Here is a 22,490-nt window from a genome sequence, read left to right on the forward strand (position 1 = left end):
GGCTTTTGAGTGGTCGCGCCAGGAATCGAACCTATGACAGTAGTTCGTTTTTAGGTGCTTAAATATCTTCTTTTTAAAGCTATGAGGCATGTTTATTTGTCTGGGTTACACATTTGGTGTCAGACTTGCGTCCCCTATTGTGTCCCCTTATTGTTTAGGTTTTGTATCTTTCAGGGGACAAAGGTCCTCAGAAATATGGCAACAATCAAAACATATCTCAAAGAACCGAAGGCTACGGTTGCAACACCTCTCTTCTTCATGATATCAGCTAATGGTTGCCGTGCGAAGGTATATACAAGTATCAGCGTGCTTCCATCCCACTGGCTAAGTCAAGAGCAGCGGCTACGCATAGTATTTGCCCCGTCTGAGGTAAAAGACAAGGTAGAGCGGAGGAAGCTAGCGGAAGACAACGATAGCTTGAATCAGCGCCTAGACGCTATGCGCGAAAACTTGCGGGTATACCATCGGGACCAAATGGCGATTGGCGTACTTCCTACGGTGCAAGAGCTGCGGGCTGTCATTGAGCCGAAACAAGCGGAAGAAGGTGTTCTCGAACAACGCCAGCCGGAGCCATTAGTTGATTTTGCCGCTTTCATTGAACGTCATAGACTTACCAAGCAGGCGGCGACTATTAAGAGCTTTAAGACGACACTTGGACATCTAACTAAGTTTTGGGCCAGTACGCCCGAAGGCGCGCGTGGTCAAGTTCTTTCGTACGACGATCTAAGCGCCGATTTTGGGCACCGCTTCATGAGCTACTTACTAAATGTAGCGCTGCTAACGGACAACTCTCTTTCGAAGCAGGTAGATAAGACAAAACAGTTTTTGAAGGACGCTGTAGACTGCGGAAGAACCAGGAATGAAGCATTCACCAAGTGGCGTTGGGCGAAGCGAGAATCCTCCATCGTTGCCTTGACTGCTGCTGAACTACGGCAATTGGAAGAGCTCACGCTGCCGGAAGGCCATTATCTCAACAACGTTCGTTCTCTATTCCTACTCAGTTGTTGGACTGGCCTGCGATTCTCTGACGTAGCCGCATTGCGGCCTGAGCATGATAAAGGCGACTTCTTGCGCATCACGACTCAGAAAACCCGTGATACACTAACTATCCCTGTAAGCCCGAAAGCCCGCCGCATCTTAGAGGACCTTTGGGCAGGTAAAGTGCATGCTATTACCAATCAGAAGTTCAACGCTTTCGTCAAGGAGCTGTGTAAGCGGGCTGAAATTGATACCCCTACGGAATGGGTGAGCTGGCGGGCTGGAAAACGAGAGGCCGAAGCCCCGCCCAAATGGAGTTTAATAAGCAGTCATACAGGTCGGAAGACGTACTGTAGCATCGCTATTGAGCGAGGAGTGTCGTTACCCGCTCTAATGCGCTCAACTGGTCACAAAGACTTTAAGAGCTTACGTAGATATCTCCAGCTACAGGATACTCACCAGCGAGACGAAATAAGCAAAATGTGGCTGAAGAAGCCAATTAATAAAGACGGATAATATGCCACGTTACAAGGGGGCCACCACATTAGAACGCATACATTTTGCTCGAGTTTATAGAGAGCTAATGGGTAAAAAGTACATTCAAGCTCATGGCGGCTTGGGGATAGGGACTTTTGCTGCTAATGATTATATGTATTGGTATGAGGATTCAAAGCATGCAGATAATAATCAAAGCGGCTATAATCAAAGAGATTCACCTGTGCCTTATGACAGCATGTTCTATTTTAAATACTTCGTTGATAATGTTTTTAATAGCCGACCAGAATGGCTGCATTCTTTTCTAGAAGACGAATTTTATGGCGATGAAGAAGATCGTGACTACGTGGAAGGGTTACTACTGAAAGCAGAAAGCGTCGGTTTAATGACTGAGCAGTATGCTACTATACTATTATCAAACAGTTCCATTATCCAAGTGGGGACTCCACGAAACGGAGTTTCTTTTACAAACCTGCACGAAGTTTACAATTGCTCTACTCAGGATGTATACGTGGGTTCTATTCACCACGTGAAAATGGCTGACTGTGTGCGTCGCTGGATTAAAATTAAAAAGAGGCAAGGCACGACTTATGATGCAATCCGTTATTACGATGCAACCGATGGAGTAATGATAGACCCATATGATAGCAATATTAAAGCAGAGCAAATCGTAAACTCCGTGGCTTCAGAAGCGGAGGGTGTACCAACTATACATAATGAAATTGATCCGTTGGACAAGAAAGCCAAAGACTTAGTTTTCGCCGCAGGATTTGGTCTCCAGGATTGTAACGTAATTGCGCAGGCGATGGGAATAGTCGGGGCTAATGATAAGGCCACTTCGGCCGCCACCATACAATCTGTACAGGCTCTCGTAAGAGCACTAGGAAATTACAACAAGCTTAAGTCAACTGTGGGACAGGCTGATGAGTATCTGCTTGCTCTTTATGGAATTTCTAGAGAGGGGACCAGCCGGTTGAGGGTTTCACAGACTACGGCATACAAGCAAGAGCTTGAGCAAGCTGAAAAGCTATTGAGCAAGTATGGGCACATAAAGTAAGGTCGACATCTGATCGACATGCAACAGACATTGATTACTTATTAAGTTGATACGCTCACGACATTAGGTGTTTTTTAACCGACATGCATTCGACATATAATCGACAGTAAGTTACTAGCTATCAAATAGTAACAACTTGTGCTTCTAGTTTAACCAAACGCAAGAAGCAAGTATGAACCCTTACCACACCCCCCCACCTTACGGAGTTCCACTCCCTGCCGACCAAGCCACACTGCTGGCTACACTTTTCCCTTCTTTAAAAGAAGCGGTTGGTCAATGGGTAGTCGATGAGATGCGCAAGTGGCAACTTGCTCAGCAAGAACAGACGCAACAGGAAAAAATAATGACGCGTCACGCATTGCGTGCTGAGTTCAATATCTGCACACAGACGGCGCGTAACTGGGAGAAAGAAGGCATCCTAAACCCGCTTACGGTAGGCCGTCGCGTATTCTATTCCCGGCCGGAAGTGCTGGCTGCCTTGAAGGCCCGCACGAAACCGGATGGTACCCGGCTGCATGCTCGTCGGAAGGCTACTACAAACAAAACGCGTTAGCCGTATGGGAACGACTAACGCGATGATAGTTTCTGTAGCTGGGGAGTTACAGAACCAAGTTACGCAAGGATGGGCAATTCTGAAAGAGAAACCAGCCCTTTATTCTTTGCTAGTCTCCGTACCGGTTTTGGCGTTTAGCTCGACTGGGACAGCCAACGTGTGCCGCCGTTTTTATTTGACAGAAACGGAATTGGAGGGTTGTATTGTGGCTTTGTTGAGTGACAATCTAAAACAGACTTACCCTGAATGGGCCACTCTGGACCTAACCCAGGTAACTAAGACCAGTTCGGTCGTTTTGGAACCCATCCGCAAGGCAATTGCAACGAAGCCTCGCCGAAGTGTTGGGGCAAAGTCAAAGCAGCCCACGAAAGCGAAGTAGGTAGGGGAGGGCCACGCCAATGCATAACCAGCAACAAGGCCCAACTATCGAAGCCCTGCAAGCACACGCAATTCAAGTGGCGGCTGATGCTTCCGAAAACCTCTTAGTGGGTGATGATACGCATCTGCTTGATACTCCTACGATTCCTGATGAGGTATATGAAACACTGCCTCTGCTTCTGCAACGAGGAGTTCAACCCTACCACGCCGGACACGAGCGGGACATTGCTCTAACCAGCATACTAGGCGTATTATCTGGTTGCTTCCCAACCTTGACAGGACAATATGACGGGCTGAAAGTGTGGGCTGCCTTGTACGTATTCGTCATTGCTCCTGCTGCTAACGGTAAGGGAGGGATGAACATGGCTCGTAAGCTAGCTTATCCGACTCATGCTGCATGGGTAGCGCAAAGCAAGGAGGCCTTTCAACTCCATGAGATTGAGTTGGACCAGTACAACCAGCAAAAGCGCACAGCCAGCAAAGCTTCTCAGTTGCTGACGCCATCTGACGGACCACCTGCACCGCCTAAGTTTCGCCAATTATTTGTCCCGGCCAACAGCAGTGCAGCATCTATTCTAGGTGCCTTGAATGACAATGAGGGGCACTTGATTATGTGTGAAACCGAGGGGGATACGTTGGCTGGGCCTTTGAAACAGGAGTGGGGTAATTTCTCCGATATACTCCGTAAGGCTTTTCACCATGAACCTGTCACTAGCCAACGCAAAACAGGCCGTGAACACTTGGAGGTCAATAGCCCAGTACTAGCCACTGTTCTGACTGCCACGTTGGGTCAAGTACGAGGCATCATTCCGTCCGCTGAAAATGGGTTGTTTAGTCGGTTTCTATTCTATTTCTGCAACCCAGCCCAAACGTGGAGAAGCGTTGCTCCTAACAATGGTCGGGGCAATCTTTCGCAGCACTTCGACCAGCTAAGCGAAGTCGTCACGGAACTCCTTGCCACTGTAACGGAGCCCGTGATAGTAGAGCTAACTTCTACCCAATGGGATCAACTCAATGAGGCTGGACGTCAAGCACTAGCCGACGCTGTTGCAGTATATGGAGAAGAGTCAGGTGGCATCATTAAGCGATTAGGCCTGTCAACTTTCCGATTGGCTATGTTACTTACTCTCCTCCGGCAAACGGACTGTGGACTCCTGCCGGCTGGAAGACTAGTGTGCGCAGATGATGACTTTGCCACTGCGTTAACGCTGGCGGATGTGTACCGCCGCCACGCCTTAGCTCTGTTTGCCCGAATGCCCCGCGAAGCTCCTGCTCCTCAAGCGCGGACCACGGCACGGGAGGCAATGCGTCGGCAGGCGGTTGAGCTAAACCGGGAAGGGGAGTCTAACCGAAAGATTGCCATCAGGCTGGGAGTAGTAGAAGGAACAGTGCGCAACTGGCTTAAATCAAATTAATCAACGGGCTGGGGTGCGTAAAGTGCGTAGAAAAATTACGCATGGACTTCTGTCCACAAGATGCCCTGAAAGTAGGTGCGTAATTTTTTTACGCACTACGCACTTTACGCACCTGCGCGGCCCTTCAACCGCTGCTCATGCACCCACCACGTTACACCTTACAACCTTGGGCCGGTAAGAAAACCCGCTACACCTGCCCCAACTGCCAACACCCCCACCGGTTTACTCGATACCTCGATAGCCTGACCGGCGACTTGCTGCCGGAACGGTTTGGCCGCTGTGACCGACAAGATAAATGCGGCTACTATCTCAACCCATACGACAAGGGTGCCACTGGTCAAAGCTATGCCGATGAGATCCGCCAAGGCCAGATGACAACATCATACAGCGCGGCGTACCGTAGGACACCCCCTGTCCCCGTGGCACCGCTGGGCATTATCCCAGAAGAGATAGTACAGCAGTCCATGAGTCACTATCAAAGCAACGCCTTTGCCCGAATGCTTGGAAGGCTGTACGGTGGGGGAGAAGCCGATAGTTTGTTACGCCGCTTTCAGATCGGGTCTTCTAATTACTGGCAGGGTGCTACCATTTTTTGGCAGCGTGACGAATTAGGTCGGGTGCGAGGTGGGCAAGTGGTGCTCTTTGATGAGAATGGCCACACCGCCAAGCAGAAGCTGGGGGATGGGAGTACTCGTCGGTGTACATCGTGGATTCACAAAGCATTAGAGAAAGCGCACCAGAAGCAGGGACAATCCGTGCCGGAATGGTTACGTGAGTACACACGACCTGAAGTCGCAAAATCGCCTTGCCTCTATGGACTCACACAATTAGCAGAGGCACCCGCAAGTAAACCGGTCGCTATTACTGAAGCACCCAAGACGGCCATCCTGGCCACGCCCTATATGCCCGCCTTTACTTGGTTGGCCGTGGGGTCTCTCTCTAACCTCACCGCCGAACGGCTACAGCCAGTAAAGAACCGACGCATTGTGCTATGGCCTGACGCCTCTACCAACGGTCGTGCCTATCACTTATGGGCTACTAAAGCCGCTGAACTACGTGGGCTAAACTACGATGTGCATGTGTCTGACTACCTCGAAACCACCGCCACGCAACAACAGAAGGCGGACGGTTACGATTTGGCTGATTTAATCCTGGCGCAGCACCCCGGCTACCCACCAAGCTGGGACCTCAAGCAATAGTACCTTGCCTTACTACTCTCTGACCTGCTCCCTTTTACCATGAACCTACTCTATAGCAGCAACTACTTTGCTGGCAAGATTCGCAAACACCGTAAACGGCTGGTACAGCAGTATCGGCTTACAAACAAGCCCACTCAAAAAGCACGATTGCAGCGCGCCATTGGGGTGGCACACCTGCTCCTGCACGAGGCTGGTACGCTGGGCGCGATCTGTGACGACTTACGCGCCGTACGGTGTGAGGACCACGACGGCAGCGCCTGGCCTGATACCTTACTACGTGTTCTAACTGCTTACGAGCCGAAACTAGGTCCTTCGTCGGAGTTGACCGAGTTTGCAGAAGCCCTACTAGAGTCCTACCGTCTACGCACACTGAAAAAGGCGGACGAAGAAGCCTGCCAACCGGCAAATCACCGCCAGACGGAAGCCGGACGAAATCGAGTGTTAGCGAAGCTTCGACTACAGGCTGAACAACGAGTTGCGGAAAAGCGCCAACTGCTCTGGCCCATTCTTCACCTGCCGGAGTGGGTAGCGCAGACCCGCGCTCGGATAGCAGCCAGCATAACGAAAGAGGAGCTACACCAGTGGCTTCACTACGAAGGCTGTGTGCCCGTCTCCCAATAAAAAGAGCCGGGTAGTAACAATAGGTCCAGTACGCCGGAAAGGTACCTCTCTCAAAAACCGGGTACCCTCTAATTGGCACCCCACCCCCAGGTCGATACCGTTTTTTTTCTTCTGCGTGGGTGTGATTGAGTGCTAAGCCCCTTCCTGGCCTTTCACCCGCTCTCCCAGTATCCTACTGCCCGCTGGAATTACGTGAAATGCCCCGCGCACTGACTCACCTAAAACGGCCCTGACACCAGCAACCACGCGCTTTTCATGCCTCCCTATACCAAACGGTCGAGACACGACCCAAATCCTTTCCTGTACGCCGTGATGGCCCCCGTTGCGTTGCGCCACATGCAGGCGGAACATACGCTATTGCCCGCTGCCATGCTCTTACTGCTGGCTATTAATGTGATGCGCGAGGAAAACGGGCAGTGGCCGACGACGCCTCAGTTGTGTACGGGGTGGCTCTCCACGTCCACCGTGCGCGAGCATGTGCGCCACCTGGAGGCTACGGGCTACCTGCGTCGGGAGGCGCCGCGTCGTCGCGCTGCCCGTCAGCTCCACCTAACGACAACGGGCTGTGGAATTGCCTGGGAGTTGCAACGCAGTATGCGCGAGCAAGCCCGGAAGCTCACCCCGGGGTGTTTGTAGGCCGCGTAGGTGGGATGAAAGACCAAGTGGGGGGTTCTGTGCGGGCTAGGCCCAAGGGAAAGCCGATCTAAACGAACCGGGTACCCTAGAATCAGCACCCCTCCCCCAACTGGTTGGCTACTGCACCAGCCTGTTTACTTCGTAACGTGTAGTCGTGGGGAAGGGAAAGCGGTCAGGAAGTGCGGACCAAAGCAAAGTGTCCAGCGGGAAACGGTAAAGAAGCATCCGCACGCAATAGCTTCCTGCCATCAGGACAAGCCTAGCTTAGTAATGATGTATTCACTGATGCCTTTATTCTCGGCCGTGGCTAGTTCAATCAGCTTCGCATACTCGGCGTCCGTCATGGATATACCCCGGTTGCGCTTGTGCCGAGCGGGGTCTTTGGTTGGTCGTCCTTGCTTTCTAGGGGGGTGTTCCATGCAGCAAATATAGGGGGTAGCTGATATGTTTAGACGCAACAAGAAAAACAACAAAATAAATATGGGGTAAATATTTTTCTTGTTGGGATTAAATACTACCTTTAACACATCATCAAAAGGGAAAGAGGCCACCCGCGCTAACAGGTGACCTCTAACATTCGAAAACGGCGCGCTAACGCCGACTCTCAAACACTTCACAGTAAAGGTAATGAAAGCCAACACAACCTCCCCCCAGAATCGCCAGCACGATGAGAGCCGCTACCTCGCCCCCTTGGACATGTGCCCGGCCGTGCAACTGACCGAAGACGAGATTCGGCGGGGCTGCCGAATCCTACACGTACCTGCCGCCCTGGCGCAGATTGACCAGGACGTGTACGCCGTCTGCGAGCCCTTGAGCGTGTGGCAGTGGTTAACGGTTGGTACGCTGGTACTGTACTCTACCTATTACGAGCACGAGGATCACGTGGGTTCCGGCTCCGCGTACTACAGCGACCTAGCTACGAATGTGGGCCGAGTTCTAGAAGTGAATGAGCAGGACCGAGAGGTGATTTTTGTTCATACCAGCCACGAGGACTTGACCGAGCAGTGGGATGTGAAGGATATCCGCGCCCTGTGGCTGATTGGCCGGGCCGTGCCCGTTGCGGTGAACGCCCTGCAACAGGCGGCCTAAACGAAGAACTTACTACGTGTGTGAAACAAGCCTGTGGCATTGCTACGGGCTTGTTTGCTTACAACGTCAACCGGACTACTGCATCCGCTTGCAGGGTCAGGTCCTGCGCGTTCCCGTCCGCGTTCTGGTGCCAGATGTACAACTGCTTTTCGGCCATGATGGCAAAGGGATAATCGATACGATCCGGGGTGTTATAGAACAGCAAGCTGCCTTGCCACGTGTCACCCAGAAACACCTGCTGGAGGCCAAGCTCAGCGGTTGGGTCAGCTGAATACGGCAATTCCGGTAGCAGCAGCGCCGTGCCCGGCCGACCCTCGAAATAGATACCCTGGCCGGTTTCACCAGGGTACAAGCAACTAGGTTGTGTCACGGCGAAGGAAGATTGGATAAGTAGGTAGGAATAGGATTTCCGCTCATCACATGGGTACAGGCGGCCCGCCCGGCACCCCCATCAGGTGCGGACACAGATGGGTGGCGCTGAACATGAAGCCGCCCCATCGTGTGACAGGGCGGGTCCAAGGCTGGCGAGTGGGTGGAGCGGTACGGGTACAGGGTGGGGCCAGCGCTTATGCTGCCCCTGCTGGTTTAAGGCGTGGGGAAAGCCCGACCCGCCCCTTGGTTGTAGAGGTAGATCAGTTCGTTTTCGATGTAGGCCCGCTGGGCAAAGCCCACCTCATCCAAGAGTCCGCTGAAGGTCGTGGTCGCCGACTCGGAGTAGCCCCCGAGGGTCAGAATAGCTGATGTGGCCGTGATGGCACCCGTGGCCGCTTCGCTAATCACTCCTTGGGTGGAGGGGAACGCCGCGTTAATGGTGAGGTAGATGCGGTTGCTATTCCAGCGCATGGCGAAGAAGAACCACGTATCAAAGGCGGGAATGGCACTAGCCGCTTCCAGCACCCCGCTCGTCGTACGGGCGTTGAACTTGAGCTTGGCGGCGGTGTGGTCGTAGTAGCAGACGTATTCCTGCTGAGCAGTGTTGCCCTCCACCCACTTGGACACCAGCACTTGCGTCTGGGACGTGTTGGTGATTTTGGCCCAGCCGTAGATGGTCATGGCCGTATTCGCCGAGAAAGGGTCTGCTTCGCCGGTCAGGCGCTGGGTAGCGGCGGCGTTGAAGGCGGCGGCCGTGCCCTGCTTACCAGTCGTGGTGGTGACCCCATTCACGCGGGCGAGGGGGTGAGAACCCACGCTGGAGAGGAAAGCGCCATCCACCTCGTTGAACTCCCAAAACGCCGTGAGGTTGGTCTTGGGATAGCTCGTGACCGCGTCGCCTTCCCCGGGTGGCGGCGGGGTCGGCGTCGTAGGTGGCGGGGTGGTGACGGTAGAGGTGAACGCATCGCCCCGGGTGAAGGTAATGCTGCCGTTGTGGTGCGTGCTCAGGTCCGGCGAGAAGCCCGACAGGGTAGCGGCAGTCAAGGTTTTGCCCCCCAAGTCTATATGGCCGTGGGTCGTGCCGCCCGCACTCAACATCTCCGTACCGCTGGCCCCTGTGCTGTGCACTAGCCCAATGCCGCCACCACTCCACGCCAAATGTGCACCCGTGCGGCGCGAAAACAGCCCGGTCGTGATAATGCGGCTCGTGGCGCCGGCCTCCTGGCGGAAGATAGCGCTGTTGTTGGCCTGAGCGGATCGTTCGTAACTAATTGCGTTCAGAAACAGGTTGGTGATCTGCCCACTGCTGCGGACTACATCGACAATACTGTTGCTGCCGCTGAAGGCCTTGACTTGCGCCCGCAGGTTGTTGATTTGTGCCCCTGTGTGCACGCGGATAAAGGGTTCGCCGCTGCTGGTATCCAGAAAATGGCAGTCGATGAACTCCAGGTCCCGAATGCGCCCGCCGAGGGCGAAGAAGCCCAGCCCGTTTTGGCCGACCAGGCCCGTCACGTTCACGTTCTTGAAGGTGAGCGTGCTGAGGTTGCCGCCCCCATCACCCGGTGCGGGGTCGTAGAGAAAGTTAGGCGTGGCCCCGCCGATGGTAAAGTTGTCAATGAGGAACACCCCTCCCTGAGTCGAGCCACTGATGTTCTCAAACGTGTGGTTATCTACCAGCGAGTTCTTGCTCATGACCCGAATGCACATGGCCGTGTCCTCGAATACCACGTTGCTGATATAGCCGTTCGTAGCCGTACCGTAGGTCGCCCGTGGGTCTACCCCCGTATTGGTTTCGTTGCCGCCAGCGGGGAGTTGTGCGGCGGTAGGCACCCAAATGTCACAGCCTACTGTGCTGATAATATCGTCCTTAGCGTAACCGCGCACCCCCACCACCCGCAAATCCGAGTACGGACCGCAGAACTTCATGCCGTCGAGGTTGCCGTAAGGGGCCTCCCTAGGTTGGTTGATGAACGCGCCCATCACGCGCACCGCGTGGAAGTTGTTCATAAAGCAGCAAAACGTGCGAGCGTTGCGAAACCACGGATTGACCAGCATCACGTTTTCTACACCTGTCAAGCGCAGGATAACGTTCCAGCCGTCGGGGCGGTGATGAATCTGCTGGAAGGCCCCGTTGGCGAAGCCGTTGCCATTCACCCGCAGGTTTATTAAGGCGAGGTTGCGGGTGGTGTACAGGCCCGTAGTCGTGCTGTAAGTCGCATCCTCTAGAACGTTACAGTTGCTGCCTGGCTTGAGCACAATCGCCCCGCCATTAATACATTCAAGCGTGGTGTCAGAGTTGAGCTTCAGCGGAGCGCTGGTTGGACACACGCGGTCAATCACAATGTGCTTCGGCCCGTTCCGGCTGCATAAGGCCTGTAGCTTGGCGGTGTCGTCGGTGGTGGGCACGGCGCCGGTCAGGAAGTTGGCGCCGCCCAGCGCCCCGTGTTGGGAAACGTAGAACACGTTTTCAACAGGACCATTGCGTAAGGCAGGGTCTATTCGGGTTGCAATCAACGTGGCCATTTACGCGTAGGTGAGGGTGATGGTAGCGTAAAAAGCGAGGTTGTTGAGGCGCAGCACAGCCAGCCGAAAAGGGGTAGCGGCGGGAATACTGGCCGGAAGCAACTGCCAAGTGCCATTGAGCAGAATATGCACGGCACCCTCCCCGACGGAGAAGTGAACCGTCGGGGTAGCCGTAGCGGGCAGCGTGTAGAATTCAGTAAACTCCGCGGCCAATCCGTCGCGAGGATCGCACAACACGAGGGTGTCGCAGCCATCGGATAGGGTACTGGTGGGTGAGTGGGCGGGGACTTGGCCAGTCACCTCGTGGCTGGACTGGCCGGGGCGAAGAACGGGGGTAAAGGGGGTAATTTCTGCCATTAGCGGCGGTAGCAAGTTAGGGGACGCCGTGTTGCGTCTCTATACAAGATACGGCTAAGCGGTGAGGCTTTAGGCTGTTCTGGTTTTAATATAAACTATTGATAATTAGATATTTATTCAAATGTGATTTGGATTTTAGGCTTGCTTACCCGTCTCTGCTGGCCTCTTGCTAGTGCACAGCCGTAACTACTGTTTTGGCTACCTATTGCGTCTAGTTCACCTATGAGTCTTCCGCTACTACCTATTGGTATTGTTATCGCCGCCATGCTTTGTTTTGGTCTACGCTGGTGGTGGACTTCCTACACGCTGGCCAAGCAAGACGTAGCGACACGGACCGAGGAACTCGGGAAAGCGGTTAATCGATGGAAGCTGGCAGAGAGCCGCGAAGAGAATCTAAAACAGGAGCTTCGTCGTGCGCAGGAGGCCTTCGATTTTCTTCTACAGCACGTGAATGAATGGCGGCTGGTGGGAGAAGGAGAAGTGCGGAAAGCGGCCGCTTATCCCGAAGAGCCAGCTATTCCCTTTCCTGCCAACTTCAAACACGCATTTGATCCGATACCTGAATGCCGCAAACCGGTAGAAGAGGCTGCCGTGGCCGATAAAGAAAAGGTGTACCTGTTTACGGACGACCCAACCGACGAAGCTGACAACTTTACGGTCTTTGTGTTCAACCCGAAGGACGCTGGTCAGCACGGCAATAGCGCATTTATTGCTCGGATTGTGGTCACAACTACGATCGGGAGCAACCGCTATACCATCGATGTGTACAATGACGGGCAGCAGCATCGAAGCCGGGGAGGCAATTCACTCGCGATGGATTATGTGCTGAAACGGGCCAAAAAGCACGGCATTGAGGCACTCAATGGCCAGCTTATTCACTTTACCGAAGAGCGGGACCGGATTCGCCTGTATTGCTTTTACGGGCATAAGTATGGCTTCACATACGAGCCCAGCACGAATACTATAACGAAGCAAGTAGCTTGATAAAGGCCATAGAAACTTCCTTTGTTATTGACGCATGATGCGCAGTAGGCGTGGCCGGGGGAAGGAGTGCGGTTACTGCCCGTAGACGATGGCTTGGACCTTGGCCCGCTTGGTGGCTTCTTCCGTGAGCTTGTTAAGCTGCTTTTGCAGTTGGGCGGGCGTGGCCGTGCCCACGGGGCGGGCGGTGAAGCCAAGCAGGCGTTGCTTGATGAAGGCCCCGCGCAGTTTCATGAAGCGGTAGTACTCGTCGTCGCTCATCTGCTTTTCCGTGCGCTTGGTGAAGTGCAGAATGGCTGTGCTACCCACCGTGCGGGGCGGCACGGAAATAAACAGCTTGTGGTCGCGCAGAAAGTCCCACACCCGCTGCGTTTCCGCGTCGCGTATTGGGGGACTACTAAAAATGCGGTCCGTATCCTGGGGCACCGAGTCGCGAGAACGTCCACGGCGTCGGTGAGGCCCTGCCGCGCTACGGGAATGTTCTGTACTAGTCTGTCGGATAAGGTGCGAGCGTCCTTCTTACCCACTTGATTGAGTGCATCGTAGTCCTTGACCAGTTGAGCTTGTAGCGCCGAGAAGGTACGTAGCCGGTGGCGGCGGAGGTTGTCTGATTGGCCGCCCATCGCATGACCTGATCTGTATTTCTCGATTCGAGTACAGACAAGAAGTTAGCGGCCCCTTTCAGGACCGTCATATCCTTGGTGTATTGCAGCGCGCGGAAGGCGTTTACGAAGACCGCGTTCAGTGCATCGTCACTGTTTTCAATTCTCTCGTCTCGATACTTTTCACCATCACTCACGTTCCCCGCTGCGGAGAGCATCATGGCAAAAGGCCAGTTGGCGTAACTTACCCAGGTGTCTGAGCCTTCCATTTAACGGAGTAGGGCTGCCAACCAGTAAGCTTTAGCTGGGCGTCCTTATTAAAGTTGCCCGTGCCCGCCCCACTAATCTCCATCGTTACCTTACCATCCTCATCTTCTTCATGGGATAAGGCATAGGCAGCAATTAAGGTGGCGGCTCCTATAGTTGACTTAATAAGAAGCTTATGACGCTGCTCAGTCGTGTACTGCTCTTGCGTTGCCCACTCCGCCTTGCCCCCAAACAGGGTAGAACCTTTTGCAGCACGCAAGGCTCCTACTGGCGTGTAGTCTAGGTACGCATTGGCGACCGAGGTAATAACTCGCGTGAACGGGACAACATACTTTCCTGGCTTGAAATCACCATATCTGGTTTGAAAGGTAAAGTGTTCTGTAATCATCTGAATACCCGTAGCCACAACACCCAGCGCCCCCTTCACGTCGCCGTTGAACACGGCCCGCACGGCGTAGTTGCGGGCTTGCTGCCTTGCTTGGTCGGGGCGGGATTCCTCCACCAGCTCAAACACGCGGCGCTTGAAGTCGAGGCCCGTGAGTCCTTCCGTGCGGGCCTGGGCTTCGGCCGCTTGCAGGCGGGCTTCGGTGTAGTAGAGCGTTTCGTACACGCGCTCCCAGGTCTGGGTTGTGGGCTCCCCATCCCCGCGCTGCTCCACCGCGTCGCGCACGGCCAGCTCGTAGGCCCGCATTTCCTTGAGGCCCGATGAGAACAGCACGTCCCCGGCGCGGAGCATGCGGGTGACGTACTTGAGGTAGGAAGCGGGGTTGAGCTTGCCGCCCGTGAAGGCGATTGTTTCCAGCAGGCCGGGAATCTCGTACTTGCTGCCGTCGCGGCTTACTTCCCGGCCGGTAGCCAGCACGGACCGCGCTTCGAGTACGCCGCGCTGCAAGCCCCGCACGAGGCCCTTGGTGGGCGCCGTAGCCAATCTTCCTTGCCCCGCGTTGTAGATAGTACTTACGCCCAGCTCCGCGCCCGTTTGCAGGAGGTTGGCAACCAGGTTAATCAAGTGCGTTTTGGGGTTACTCAACACGTTGGCGTACCACATGGCGTTGCCAATGTCGAGCAGGTTCACGCCCTTGATTTTCTGCTGGGCCGCGAGAAGCTTACTGACCGCATCGTCCTTCTGAAAGCCCGTGGGGGCCGTCTGCACGGCTTCGGCCAGCTTGCGCAGGTGTTGCACGTCCTGGGGCGTAAGCTGGGGCAGGTCCAGTTGGGCTTGCAGAATATCCGTGACCCGCTGGTCGGCAATGGGCGCGAGGTTCAGCGTACCTAGGAGTTGTTCGAGGGCCGTTTTCACCGTGCGTTTGGGCAGCACCGCACCGAGCTTGCTGTGCAGACGGTCCAGCACCGACTCGCGGCGGGCGGCTACCTGGCGGGCAAACTCCGCTTCCACGGCTTTTACGTAGGCGGCGGCTTCCACGTCGGTTAGACCTGCCTCCGCAACGAGCTTTTCAGCCAAGGTGCGGCCGGTTTCTTCCTGCTCCCGAACGTGGCGGCGCACGATCTCGTCCAGCGTGGCGCCTAGGTCGCGGATACCCGCCCGTACATTTTCGCCAATGCGGGCGTCAATAGCTTGCTGGGCCTGCTGCTCTAGGTTGGGGTCGTTCACATCGACGCCTAACTGCTTGCCTTCCTCCCGAAAGCGCAGGACCAGTTTTTTAAGCTGTAGTACACCTTCGTCCAGGTAGGTAGAGAAGATGGCAACGTGTAATTCGGCCCGCTCTTGGGCGGGGTCAATGATGCCGACCTGCTTGTTGAGTTTCTTAAGGTTGGCCCACAGGTTGGCCCGCTTCTGGCGTACTTGGGCAATCTTGCCACTCAACTGCCCAGCGGATAGCTTTTTGTTGGCCTCAGCCAGTTGGCTTTTCAGACGCCCTAGTTCGCTGGTCTTTTCTTCCAGTTGCGCCTTTAGCTTCTGAATGGCTTCACTTTCCAGCGTGGCGTCCACTACTTCTCGCTGCACTGCACGGGCGCGGGTCGCCACCTGCTTGCTTTGCGCGGCTACATCAGCCGTTTTCTTGTCCCGCTGCTGGCGCACTTCTTTTTGGGCGGCTACTACCACGGCGGCGGGCGAGTGGCGGGCCAGTAGCTTGTAGGCGTTGATTTCCTGACCCGCTTCCGTGCCCCGCTTGGCGAGGGCTTCGGCCACGGCGTAGGACTGGTCCAGCAGGCGCTCGGCTTCGGCTTGGTCATCCATCCAGAGAGCAGCGTCGCTTTGTCTACTTAAGTTGTTGAGTACCTTGACGCGAAGGGCTGTGCGGACGTCGCTATGTAAAGTAGTTGCAGGGCTGATGGCAAGCGATACAGCTTCGTCTAAGCTCACGCGCTGCACATAGTGCTCCACCTCCTTTTCCGCTTCCGCCAAGGAGCGGGGTTGGTACGTATCGAGGCTGGCGTCCCGCACACGTTCCATGAGGGCGACGGGCGTCGCTGGCGCAGCAGCGAGGCGTTGGATCGACTGGCGCTCTCTGGTAACATCCCCTATTAACGTTCCAGTAGGGGCTTTCTGCTTGGCGCGGAATACACCTGCATCTTTAAGCGCTTGCCTTACTACCGGAAATAATTGCGCGTCGGTGGCGTCCTCTTCCGTCAGGCCGGACTCACGCATACCTGCAATCACTCGCTGAGTTTTTACCACGCCCTGTTTAACGAGGGCATTGACCATCTTTTGGATGGCTGCGGATTCCTCTGCTGAGAAGTATGGGCTGTTCACCGGGACGGGGCTATCAGCTTCCCCAAAAGGATTGTCTATAGCCTCTAATGTGGCAATAGGGTTGTTAGGGAGTGATACGGAGAATAGCTGGGAAGGAGTATCAACCGTTTCAGCAGTTGATGGTGCCTCGCTGTCCGACGGCAGCATATTATCTAAAGCGGAGCTGGACGGGCGTGATGAAATAGGCGCAGAATACGCGCTTTCTTGCGTTTCAGTATCTGTAAGTGCGTTTGAGGCGGCTGGCGTAGCCTGATTTGTCGTGGTTTCAGCAATAGGTGCCGCTTGCTCCACGCGCTGGCGCACTGCGGGATCCTCCAAACTATATTCTGCTCCCTGCTCATCGTAAGCGCGAATGGCTGTGCCATCCTGCGCAAAGTCAGCCAACAGCGTGGCGCCTGTCTTCAGTTTAGCCACGGGATGGGCCTTGATGGCAGGTTCGTTCTGAATAGCTCTTGCCTGTAGAGTAGGAGCGGCTACGGCCGCCAATGGGTTGACTGACGGAGACGTCTCGGCTAACTGACCAACAGTACTATTGACCTGTTGTGGGGCAGCGTTAAAGCCGCCAGCCGCGCCACCAAGTACCACGGCGGCGGCCATTGATTCCCCTGCCTTGCGGGCAACGTCTAGTTGCGTTGTGCCATACTTACCGGGGGCGTCAGGTGAGCGGGCTGCATCAGCTACTATCTGTGCCTCCCCTTCGACCAAGGATTGCGCTCCTTCCGTCACGGCTTCGCCAGCGGCCCCGGTAGCGGCGCGGGTGGCGTACTTCTTCACCACTTCGGGCATGAGTTCCGAGGCGGCCTTGACCAGCGCGTTCTTCGCTAGCTTGCCTTCCCCGTAGGCCAGCGCCCGCTTGATAATCGCAGACTGCACCAGCTTGAGGGCGGCCGGGTTCTTGGTAATGAAGCCCAGGCCCACTTCTTCGAGTACGCCCTGAATGGGGGCCAGTACCGTGGCGGTTAGCGCGGCCTCCTGGTCACCAATACCGGCCTCCCGCGCCGCGTCCTTGGTGGCGGAAATACCCAGCGCACTACCGGCCGCAATGCCCGCGCCGGGGCCACCCAACGCGGCAGCGGCTCCGACCTGCACAATGGAACCCGCCCCACCGCCGAGCAGCTTGCTCCACGCCAGCGGGTTGGTGGGCTCGTCGAGAATAGAGGCGTTGGCCTTGCGGTTGAGTTTAAGCGCGTTGGCGTCGGCCTTGTCGCGCAACTCCTTGCCGAGTTGGTCGGTCGCCTTGCCGGGCCGCACAAACGAGTACATGGACCAGTCGGCTAGGTCGCCCGCGTAGTCCACCACGTTACCTGCAATCTTGCGCGGGTCCAGTTGGTTGAGAAAGGACTTGAGGCCCGTTACAAAGCTACCGTCCGTATCCGCGTCGGCCTGCAAGCCTTCGGGGCTCAGTGGGTCTACCGTGCTCAGGGCCGTAGCGGAACGGTCCGTGAGGCTGGGGTACTGGGGCGAAATGGTGCCGTTGGGGTCGGTGAAGGCCGAGAGGTCGTCGGTCTGCCCGTTCATGCCCTGTGGAGAAACCGGCTTATGGAGTCCCTCCATTGCTTTCGCTTCGAAAACACTGAACTCAGTTGGTATATCGTACTTATCGGCTACTAATCTGGTGTGGAGAGACCGTAAGCGTTCTGGCTTCTCTAGAAGCTTGCTCTCAAATTCGCTATAATCCGCAGGCACGTCGTAACCGTCGCGTGCAATTGCTGTATGCAATGATCTTAGACGAGATTGCTGGACTGGAAGAGGAACATCTAAACTAGGTTGCGCCTGTTGCTCCATCATACCAGCCTGAAAATCACTGAAGCTTTCAGGTACCATAACATTTTGGACTCGCAAGTAATCATACAGCTTCTGCATGCGACCCTCCTGTTTGATTACGCTCTCAAACTCATCGTATGAGGCTGGAACAATTACATTTTTCGACTTCAGGAAATCGTGAGCTTTTTGCAGACGGGTAGCTGCGCCAGATTAGGTGGGAGCATGAAATAAGAGGCTCGTTGTAGGGTTGCTTTCTACAAGTTACCATTTTGCCACGCCATTATATGGTAGTTTGAAAGTGTATAAATACTTGATTGTCAATAACATTATTGAATGTAATTTACTACTGTTCAAGTTCAACACATTACCTAGTCTTCAAAAGTGAGGGTTGAATTTTATTCAGGCGCTTCGATTCGGCAAAGGCCACGCAGGAGTCGCGAGAATAGCGGATAGCACGGCCAATACCAGAGTATTTCAGGACTGTGTTAGGGCGCTTCCGTTCGGCCCTAAGTGTGGTATCGGACTTAATGCCGGTGAGCTTGAGGGCCGTGGCCGTGTCTACCCACTCGTTGGTTTGCGCCCGGAGGTAGGTAAGTTCTTGCTGCAAGGGGGCGAGAGCGTCGGCAATCATGCGTTCAGCCTCTTGGCGCTGGATGAAGTCGTACATATGAGCGTGACTAACTATACTTAACGTCGCCCCAAGCGCTTGGATTCGGCGTACTGCACACAGGAGTCGCGGGAGTAGCGAATGGCACGGCCAATACCGGAAAACTTCAACACGGTGTTGGGCCGGTCCCGCTCGGCGCGAAGCGTGGTGTTGGATTTGATGCCGGTGAGCTTCAACGCCGTGGGGGTGTCTACCCACTCGTTGGTCTGCGCGCGGAGGTAAACTACTTCGCGCTTGAGGGGTTCAATAGCTGCTTGTACTGCTTGCTGAATAGCTAAGGCAATGAGTTTACCGAAGGCTTCGCCTGCTTGTTCTAATGGGGTCATTTGTTGAAAATGGCAGGTGTTCGAGGAGTCGTTATTGACCTCTCATGCCCCAAAACTAGACGGCTGTTGATCGCAATAAAAACTATTGCAAATAAAAATTTACCAAGAAATAAGCATTGAAGTACCTTTGTAAAATACGACTCAATTACTTGATAATCAAGTACACCGAATCGGTGAACGAATTGCGCTGAATAGGTGAATAAACTTAGGTATATCGCTTGTCGTTAGCGTCCACTACGGCTCTGTTTGCCTGCGCTAGAGCCCTATCTCACAAGGGGCGAATGATGTATTCGTAGCGGTGGGCGGGGGCTTCCACAATGGATACCCGAGAACCAGCTGCGAGTGGGCTTTCCAAGCGAATGTGCAGCAGACTTTGGTAGTGGAGCCGCTGGTTGATAACCATCGGGTTCCCTGGGCTGCTCCTCGCCGACTCATAGCGCGTGATCTCCTTGCCTTGGGGCCCTCGAACAATGATCGACAGGTTCTTGGAGTCGGCTAGCTGTGGGGTGTCCCGCGCAAAGGATACGAGTACGAAGCCGCCCGGAGGAATCTTGGTGCGCTCCTGCGCGATGCGTTCGGCCGACCACCCGCCTTTGACGGCGGCAGTGTGCAGTAGCTTTTCCAGGTGTTTAACTTCCGCATACTGGATAGGCATTGCAGTATTATCCGTAACGTTCCAGACGTCTGGATCAATGCGGGATTGCTTGGGTTCGGCCGTTTGTGTAACGGCTACGGTCGGCGCTAGGAATAGAGTAACTAGGCAAAAGCGAAGCATAGAGAATAGAGCCTATAAGATACGGGAGTGACGGTGGACGTGGGCTGAGCCGCTAGAGAAAAGTCGGGGTTACTTCGTTAGATAGGCTATTCCGGTTGCTACCCAGTTCTTCAACGAATGGCTTAGCGGCCATACACCACCACAGTCAACGCGGCTAGAAGACGTAGCAGGTCGATTTCGTACAAGCGCGGGGGCTTTGGTTGCAGTTTTTGTTCCATGGCAGAGACAATGATCTGGACCGCACCAAGATGATTCAACAGGAGGGTTTACCGCTCACCATGTCTGAACATACATTTAGCTTAACTGTAGGAATGTCGAAATACCATATGTTCTGGGCTGCCATATTGGACTTTGCGGTTCTGCATACAGCTTGTTCTGCTCAAAACCCTGTGACTGAATCCAATATTCAAAAGCTTCGATTTCGTTAGGATCAGTACGTCGATAGTGCCCTTGCCCCTTTTTGACCATCCTTTGCAAGTGGTCTGGTAAGGCACGTGGCTCACGTCCGAAATAGTAAAACTCATTGGAAAGAAGTACATACAACCCTCGCCAGTCCCTTATCTGTAAGTCAAAATTCTGATGCACAAGTCCGCCTCGGTGTTGCGGATGGCCATTTACTATCCTAGTGTAATCGTAAAGCGAGTCTCCAGCTACATTTTCTGATAAGTGGCGGTGTTCCTTATGGCCAGGGATTTTGATGGTGAGTTCCTGTTTAGAGTAGTGATCATACTCTTCCAAAGTAAGTTTCCTACTGACTCGCATGGCATAGACTAAGTATCCAGCCATATCTTCAACGTGGTTTCCAACGCGGGAGCACTTGGAGCCGGTACCAATAATCCAGTCTCCTACTTTGGCTGTTCTTCGGATAGCAGGCTTGCAAATGGCAAGAGTGCATATTCCGCCGTATGGATTAGGAGCATCGCCACTATCATACCTGAGCACATAAGAGTAAAGAGCCATATCAATTGACTTATACCTGCTGTCTATGTAGAGTGAATTACTACTTTACCCGATAATTTACAAGGCTTATAGCTACTTAGCTAAATGCAATAGCCAACTACTTCGCCTGCTTTAACATTGTTACTACTGAATATAAAGTTCGCGCCTGCAAACTAGTAGGGTATTCTTGTATGTCAAGGATGTGCTTTACCAAGCGGCGTAGCTTGCCGTATTGCCACGCAGCTGTGAAGCGTGACAAACACACGGCCCGTTCACGCTGTTCACGCGTGAACAGAGACCGTGAACAGCGTGAACGTGAACAAAGGCAGGGCCGAGACACCCCTACCTATATAAGCTGTCAGTTTGTTAATGTGCCTCACTTTGACTCCTTAATAGACGTTTAGGAGCTGGATAACTTCAAGAGAGCATTACTACTCGATTGTATGGCCCAGGTATTGAGGCAAGTGGTAATCATCTTGCGCTTAATAGGCTGGTGCACTAGCCTTGCCCATTCTCAACCAGCAAAAAGGTGTGGATATGGCGCATCTACTGCAACGCAAGAAGCCCCGGCCTTTATAGGTCGGGGCCTGTTATTTACTAGTGTATTGCTACAATATGGCTTTGTTATAGAGGCCGATGGCTACTCGAGGTAGAACATGCAGCGTCAAACCTAAACCCAGTGGAACGGCAAGAGGAAAGGGCCTAGAAATTTGTCCACTAGGCGTATAATATGTGTTCAAAGGCTTGTTGTAAGCTGTTTGCCCATTGGGGTGATATACCAGACCAGCAGGCCGATTGTAGGCTGTGTGACTATTGGCATAATAAACAAGGCCGGCTCGCTGGTTAAGTGCAGTTGTCCCATTATCATAGTACGCCATACCCGCAAACCGATTGAATGCCGTTTGTCCATTGAGATGGTATGCCATACCAGAGAAGTGAGTATAGGCCCGCTTACCATCCTCATGATAAGCATTCCATGTTCTCTCGTCCCAGGCTAATTGACCGTTCGGATGGTAGGTATTCGGCATCGCCCAAAGCAGTAAGTTTTGGCAGCAAAAAGTAGAGTATATAGAGCTATTCTATCGCAGAATAAGCCCTCATTTCCCCGTACCGGTTACAGCAGTAGAAGATGCTTTCTTAAGCTTGAGCGTAATAGTGTGCTCGATGGCTTTCTCTCTACTGAATGAACCAGTAGGGGTAATAGGAGACAATACAATTTCTCCATCTGCTTCTCCCTTTTTTGTTGTCGTAAAACCGGTCTCTACCTCTACCTCCTGTAACCCAAAGGAATTAATTTCTTTGACCCGGCTGGAAGCTTGAATCACGGATCGCAAGTAGTTTTTAAAGGGATCGGTTGTATCAAGGACGAAACTGGATTTGCCACTGTCTTTTTTAAACGTGAAGGTGGCTTTTTTTGCGGTTGCTCTGCTTCGGGTATACCCAGTTGAAATGACCCATAACTTAACACCGCCGCTACTCTCGTTAGTTGTCGTCGTAGCAAAGGCTAAGTCAATGCTTTCAACTGCCAGGATGTTATTGCCCGGTTCGTTGAGAACCTCTTGCGTGGCGTTGTAGACTTTCTCAAACGCTTTGTCTACTTCAATCAAACCCTTCGATGCTGTAGTAGTATCCGGTGAAGATTCCTTGCCCCCAACCTGAGAGGAAGCACAAGAGAATAAAGCTAGCGTTGAAACAACGGCTAGTTGCCGACCCAGATGTAGTGTAGAGAAAGTCATAGCAAGATGCTTTGAGGTGAGGAAAGCAAAATAGAAGCTACCAG

The 22,490-nt window shown here is 53.8% G+C and carries 21 protein-coding genes; 9 read left to right on the forward strand and 12 right to left on the reverse strand.

The window, feature by feature from the left end; genetic code table 11:
* Positions 1–195: 195 nt before the first annotated feature.
* From VI25_RS14025 to VI25_RS14065, 7 genes are all read left to right on the forward strand, one after another.
* Positions 196–1,494 (forward strand): site-specific integrase, encoded by a 1,299-nt coding sequence (locus VI25_RS14025; RefSeq protein WP_045687753.1) that lies wholly within the window; start codon positions 196–198, stop codon positions 1,492–1,494.
* Between the two features lies 1 nt (position 1,495).
* The gene (locus VI25_RS14030) at positions 1,496–2,530 is read left to right on the forward strand and encodes a hypothetical protein (protein WP_152981623.1); all 1,035 of its coding nucleotides are present in this window, start codon (positions 1,496–1,498) and stop codon (positions 2,528–2,530) included.
* A gap of 172 nt (positions 2,531–2,702) precedes the next feature.
* A complete protein-coding gene (locus VI25_RS14035; RefSeq protein WP_045687751.1) occupies positions 2,703–3,083 on the forward strand; it encodes a hypothetical protein in 381 nt (126 codons plus the stop codon).
* 398 nt (positions 3,084–3,481) lie between these two features.
* The gene (locus VI25_RS14045; protein WP_045687749.1) at positions 3,482–4,876 is read left to right on the forward strand and encodes a DUF3987 domain-containing protein; all 1,395 of its coding nucleotides are present in this window, start codon (positions 3,482–3,484) and stop codon (positions 4,874–4,876) included.
* Between the two features lie 137 nt (positions 4,877–5,013).
* Positions 5,014–6,075, forward strand: coding sequence for a DUF6371 domain-containing protein (locus VI25_RS14055; RefSeq protein ID WP_045687748.1), 1,062 nt, complete (start codon positions 5,014–5,016; stop codon positions 6,073–6,075).
* 39 nt (positions 6,076–6,114) lie between these two features.
* A complete protein-coding gene (locus tag VI25_RS14060) occupies positions 6,115–6,696 on the forward strand; it encodes a hypothetical protein (protein ID WP_045687747.1) in 582 nt (193 codons plus the stop codon).
* A 255-nt stretch (positions 6,697–6,951) separates the two neighbouring features.
* Positions 6,952–7,332, forward strand: coding sequence for a hypothetical protein (locus VI25_RS14065; RefSeq protein ID WP_152981624.1), 381 nt, complete (start codon positions 6,952–6,954; stop codon positions 7,330–7,332).
* A gap of 248 nt (positions 7,333–7,580) precedes the next feature.
* On the opposite strand, the gene VI25_RS25210 is transcribed toward VI25_RS14065, so the two are convergent.
* Complete coding sequence (locus tag VI25_RS25210; RefSeq protein ID WP_161806947.1) at positions 7,581–7,751, reverse strand: hypothetical protein; 171 nt, start codon at positions 7,749–7,751, stop codon at positions 7,581–7,583.
* A gap of 208 nt (positions 7,752–7,959) precedes the next feature.
* Here VI25_RS25210 and VI25_RS14075 point away from each other — a divergent pair, with 208 nt between their 5' ends.
* On the forward strand, positions 7,960–8,421 hold the full coding sequence (locus VI25_RS14075; protein ID WP_045687744.1) for a hypothetical protein: 462 nt from the start codon (positions 7,960–7,962) through the stop codon (positions 8,419–8,421).
* Positions 8,422–8,479: 58 nt separating this feature from the next.
* Here the strand turns inward: VI25_RS14075 and VI25_RS14080 are convergent, their stop codons facing one another.
* From VI25_RS14080 to VI25_RS14090, 3 genes are all read right to left on the reverse strand, one after another.
* A complete protein-coding gene (locus VI25_RS14080) occupies positions 8,480–8,791 on the reverse strand; it encodes a hypothetical protein (protein WP_152981625.1) in 312 nt (103 codons plus the stop codon).
* Between the two features lie 215 nt (positions 8,792–9,006).
* Positions 9,007–11,316: a LamG-like jellyroll fold domain-containing protein gene (locus VI25_RS14085; RefSeq protein ID WP_045687742.1), complete on the reverse strand. Its 2,310-nt coding sequence runs from the start codon at positions 11,314–11,316 to the stop codon at positions 9,007–9,009.
* Positions 11,317–11,673, reverse strand: a complete 357-nt coding sequence (locus VI25_RS14090; RefSeq protein ID WP_045687741.1) for a hypothetical protein — start codon at positions 11,671–11,673, stop codon at positions 11,317–11,319.
* A 222-nt stretch (positions 11,674–11,895) separates the two neighbouring features.
* Here VI25_RS14090 and VI25_RS14095 point away from each other — a divergent pair, with 222 nt between their 5' ends.
* On the forward strand, positions 11,896–12,657 hold the full coding sequence (locus tag VI25_RS14095; protein WP_045687740.1) for a hypothetical protein: 762 nt from the start codon (positions 11,896–11,898) through the stop codon (positions 12,655–12,657).
* Between the two features lie 72 nt (positions 12,658–12,729).
* Here VI25_RS14095 and VI25_RS14100 read toward each other — a convergent pair whose 3' ends face one another.
* From VI25_RS14100 to VI25_RS14135, 8 genes are all read right to left on the reverse strand, one after another.
* Positions 12,730–13,080 (reverse strand): hypothetical protein, encoded by a 351-nt coding sequence (locus tag VI25_RS14100; RefSeq protein WP_055562591.1) that lies wholly within the window; start codon positions 13,078–13,080, stop codon positions 12,730–12,732.
* 61 nt (positions 13,081–13,141) lie between these two features.
* Positions 13,142–13,477, reverse strand: coding sequence for a hypothetical protein (locus tag VI25_RS14105; protein ID WP_055562592.1), 336 nt, complete (start codon positions 13,475–13,477; stop codon positions 13,142–13,144).
* 23 nt (positions 13,478–13,500) lie between these two features.
* Positions 13,501–17,793 (reverse strand): hypothetical protein, encoded by a 4,293-nt coding sequence (locus VI25_RS14110; RefSeq protein WP_152981627.1) that lies wholly within the window; start codon positions 17,791–17,793, stop codon positions 13,501–13,503.
* Between the two features lie 574 nt (positions 17,794–18,367).
* Entirely contained in the window at positions 18,368–18,670 is a 303-nt protein-coding gene (locus VI25_RS14115; RefSeq protein WP_045687735.1) for a hypothetical protein, read from the reverse strand.
* 20 nt (positions 18,671–18,690) lie between these two features.
* Positions 18,691–18,996: a hypothetical protein gene (locus tag VI25_RS14120; RefSeq protein ID WP_045687734.1), complete on the reverse strand. Its 306-nt coding sequence runs from the start codon at positions 18,994–18,996 to the stop codon at positions 18,691–18,693.
* Positions 18,997–19,264: 268 nt separating this feature from the next.
* A complete protein-coding gene (locus tag VI25_RS14125) occupies positions 19,265–19,771 on the reverse strand; it encodes a hypothetical protein (RefSeq protein WP_045687733.1) in 507 nt (168 codons plus the stop codon).
* Positions 19,772–20,065: 294 nt separating this feature from the next.
* On the reverse strand, positions 20,066–20,731 hold the full coding sequence (locus tag VI25_RS14130; RefSeq protein ID WP_045687732.1) for a hypothetical protein: 666 nt from the start codon (positions 20,729–20,731) through the stop codon (positions 20,066–20,068).
* A gap of 1,076 nt (positions 20,732–21,807) precedes the next feature.
* Positions 21,808–22,446, reverse strand: a complete 639-nt coding sequence (locus VI25_RS14135; RefSeq protein WP_152981629.1) for a trypco2 family protein — start codon at positions 22,444–22,446, stop codon at positions 21,808–21,810.
* Between the last annotated feature and the right edge of the window lie 44 nt (positions 22,447–22,490).

The organism is Hymenobacter sp. AT01-02, from assembly GCF_000961955.2.
Lineage (GTDB): Bacteria > Bacteroidota > Bacteroidia > Cytophagales > Hymenobacteraceae > Hymenobacter > Hymenobacter mucosus.

What these genes read in the sequence shown, in the direction of transcription:
- VI25_RS14025 (WP_045687753.1), top strand. Translation starts at nt 196, where the DNA reads ATGGCAACAATCAAAACATATCTCAAAGAACCGAAGGCTACGGTTGCA.
- VI25_RS14030 (WP_152981623.1), top strand. Translation starts at nt 1,496, where the DNA reads ATGCCACGTTACAAGGGGGCCACCACATTAGAACGCATACATTTTGCT.
- VI25_RS14035 (WP_045687751.1), top strand. Translation starts at nt 2,703, where the DNA reads ATGAACCCTTACCACACCCCCCCACCTTACGGAGTTCCACTCCCTGCC.
- VI25_RS14045 (WP_045687749.1), top strand. Translation starts at nt 3,482, where the DNA reads ATGCATAACCAGCAACAAGGCCCAACTATCGAAGCCCTGCAAGCACAC.
- VI25_RS14055 (WP_045687748.1), top strand. Translation starts at nt 5,014, where the DNA reads ATGCACCCACCACGTTACACCTTACAACCTTGGGCCGGTAAGAAAACC.
- VI25_RS14060 (WP_045687747.1), top strand. Translation starts at nt 6,115, where the DNA reads ATGAACCTACTCTATAGCAGCAACTACTTTGCTGGCAAGATTCGCAAA.
- VI25_RS14065 (WP_152981624.1), top strand. Translation starts at nt 6,952, where the DNA reads ATGCCTCCCTATACCAAACGGTCGAGACACGACCCAAATCCTTTCCTG.
- VI25_RS25210 (WP_161806947.1), bottom strand. Translation starts at nt 7,751, where the DNA reads ATGGAACACCCCCCTAGAAAGCAAGGACGACCAACCAAAGACCCCGCT.
- VI25_RS14075 (WP_045687744.1), top strand. Translation starts at nt 7,960, where the DNA reads ATGAAAGCCAACACAACCTCCCCCCAGAATCGCCAGCACGATGAGAGC.
- VI25_RS14085 (WP_045687742.1), bottom strand. Translation starts at nt 11,316, where the DNA reads ATGGCCACGTTGATTGCAACCCGAATAGACCCTGCCTTACGCAATGGT.
- VI25_RS14090 (WP_045687741.1), bottom strand. Translation starts at nt 11,673, where the DNA reads ATGGCAGAAATTACCCCCTTTACCCCCGTTCTTCGCCCCGGCCAGTCC.
- VI25_RS14095 (WP_045687740.1), top strand. Translation starts at nt 11,896, where the DNA reads ATGAGTCTTCCGCTACTACCTATTGGTATTGTTATCGCCGCCATGCTT.
- VI25_RS14105 (WP_055562592.1), bottom strand. Translation starts at nt 13,477, where the DNA reads ATGATGCTCTCCGCAGCGGGGAACGTGAGTGATGGTGAAAAGTATCGA.
- VI25_RS14110 (WP_152981627.1), bottom strand. Translation starts at nt 17,793, where the DNA reads ATGGAGGGACTCCATAAGCCGGTTTCTCCACAGGGCATGAACGGGCAG.
- VI25_RS14115 (WP_045687735.1), bottom strand. Translation starts at nt 18,670, where the DNA reads ATGTACGACTTCATCCAGCGCCAAGAGGCTGAACGCATGATTGCCGAC.
- VI25_RS14120 (WP_045687734.1), bottom strand. Translation starts at nt 18,996, where the DNA reads ATGACCCCATTAGAACAAGCAGGCGAAGCCTTCGGTAAACTCATTGCC.
- VI25_RS14125 (WP_045687733.1), bottom strand. Translation starts at nt 19,771, where the DNA reads ATGCTTCGCTTTTGCCTAGTTACTCTATTCCTAGCGCCGACCGTAGCC.
- VI25_RS14130 (WP_045687732.1), bottom strand. Translation starts at nt 20,731, where the DNA reads ATGGCTCTTTACTCTTATGTGCTCAGGTATGATAGTGGCGATGCTCCT.
- VI25_RS14135 (WP_152981629.1), bottom strand. Translation starts at nt 22,446, where the DNA reads ATGACTTTCTCTACACTACATCTGGGTCGGCAACTAGCCGTTGTTTCA.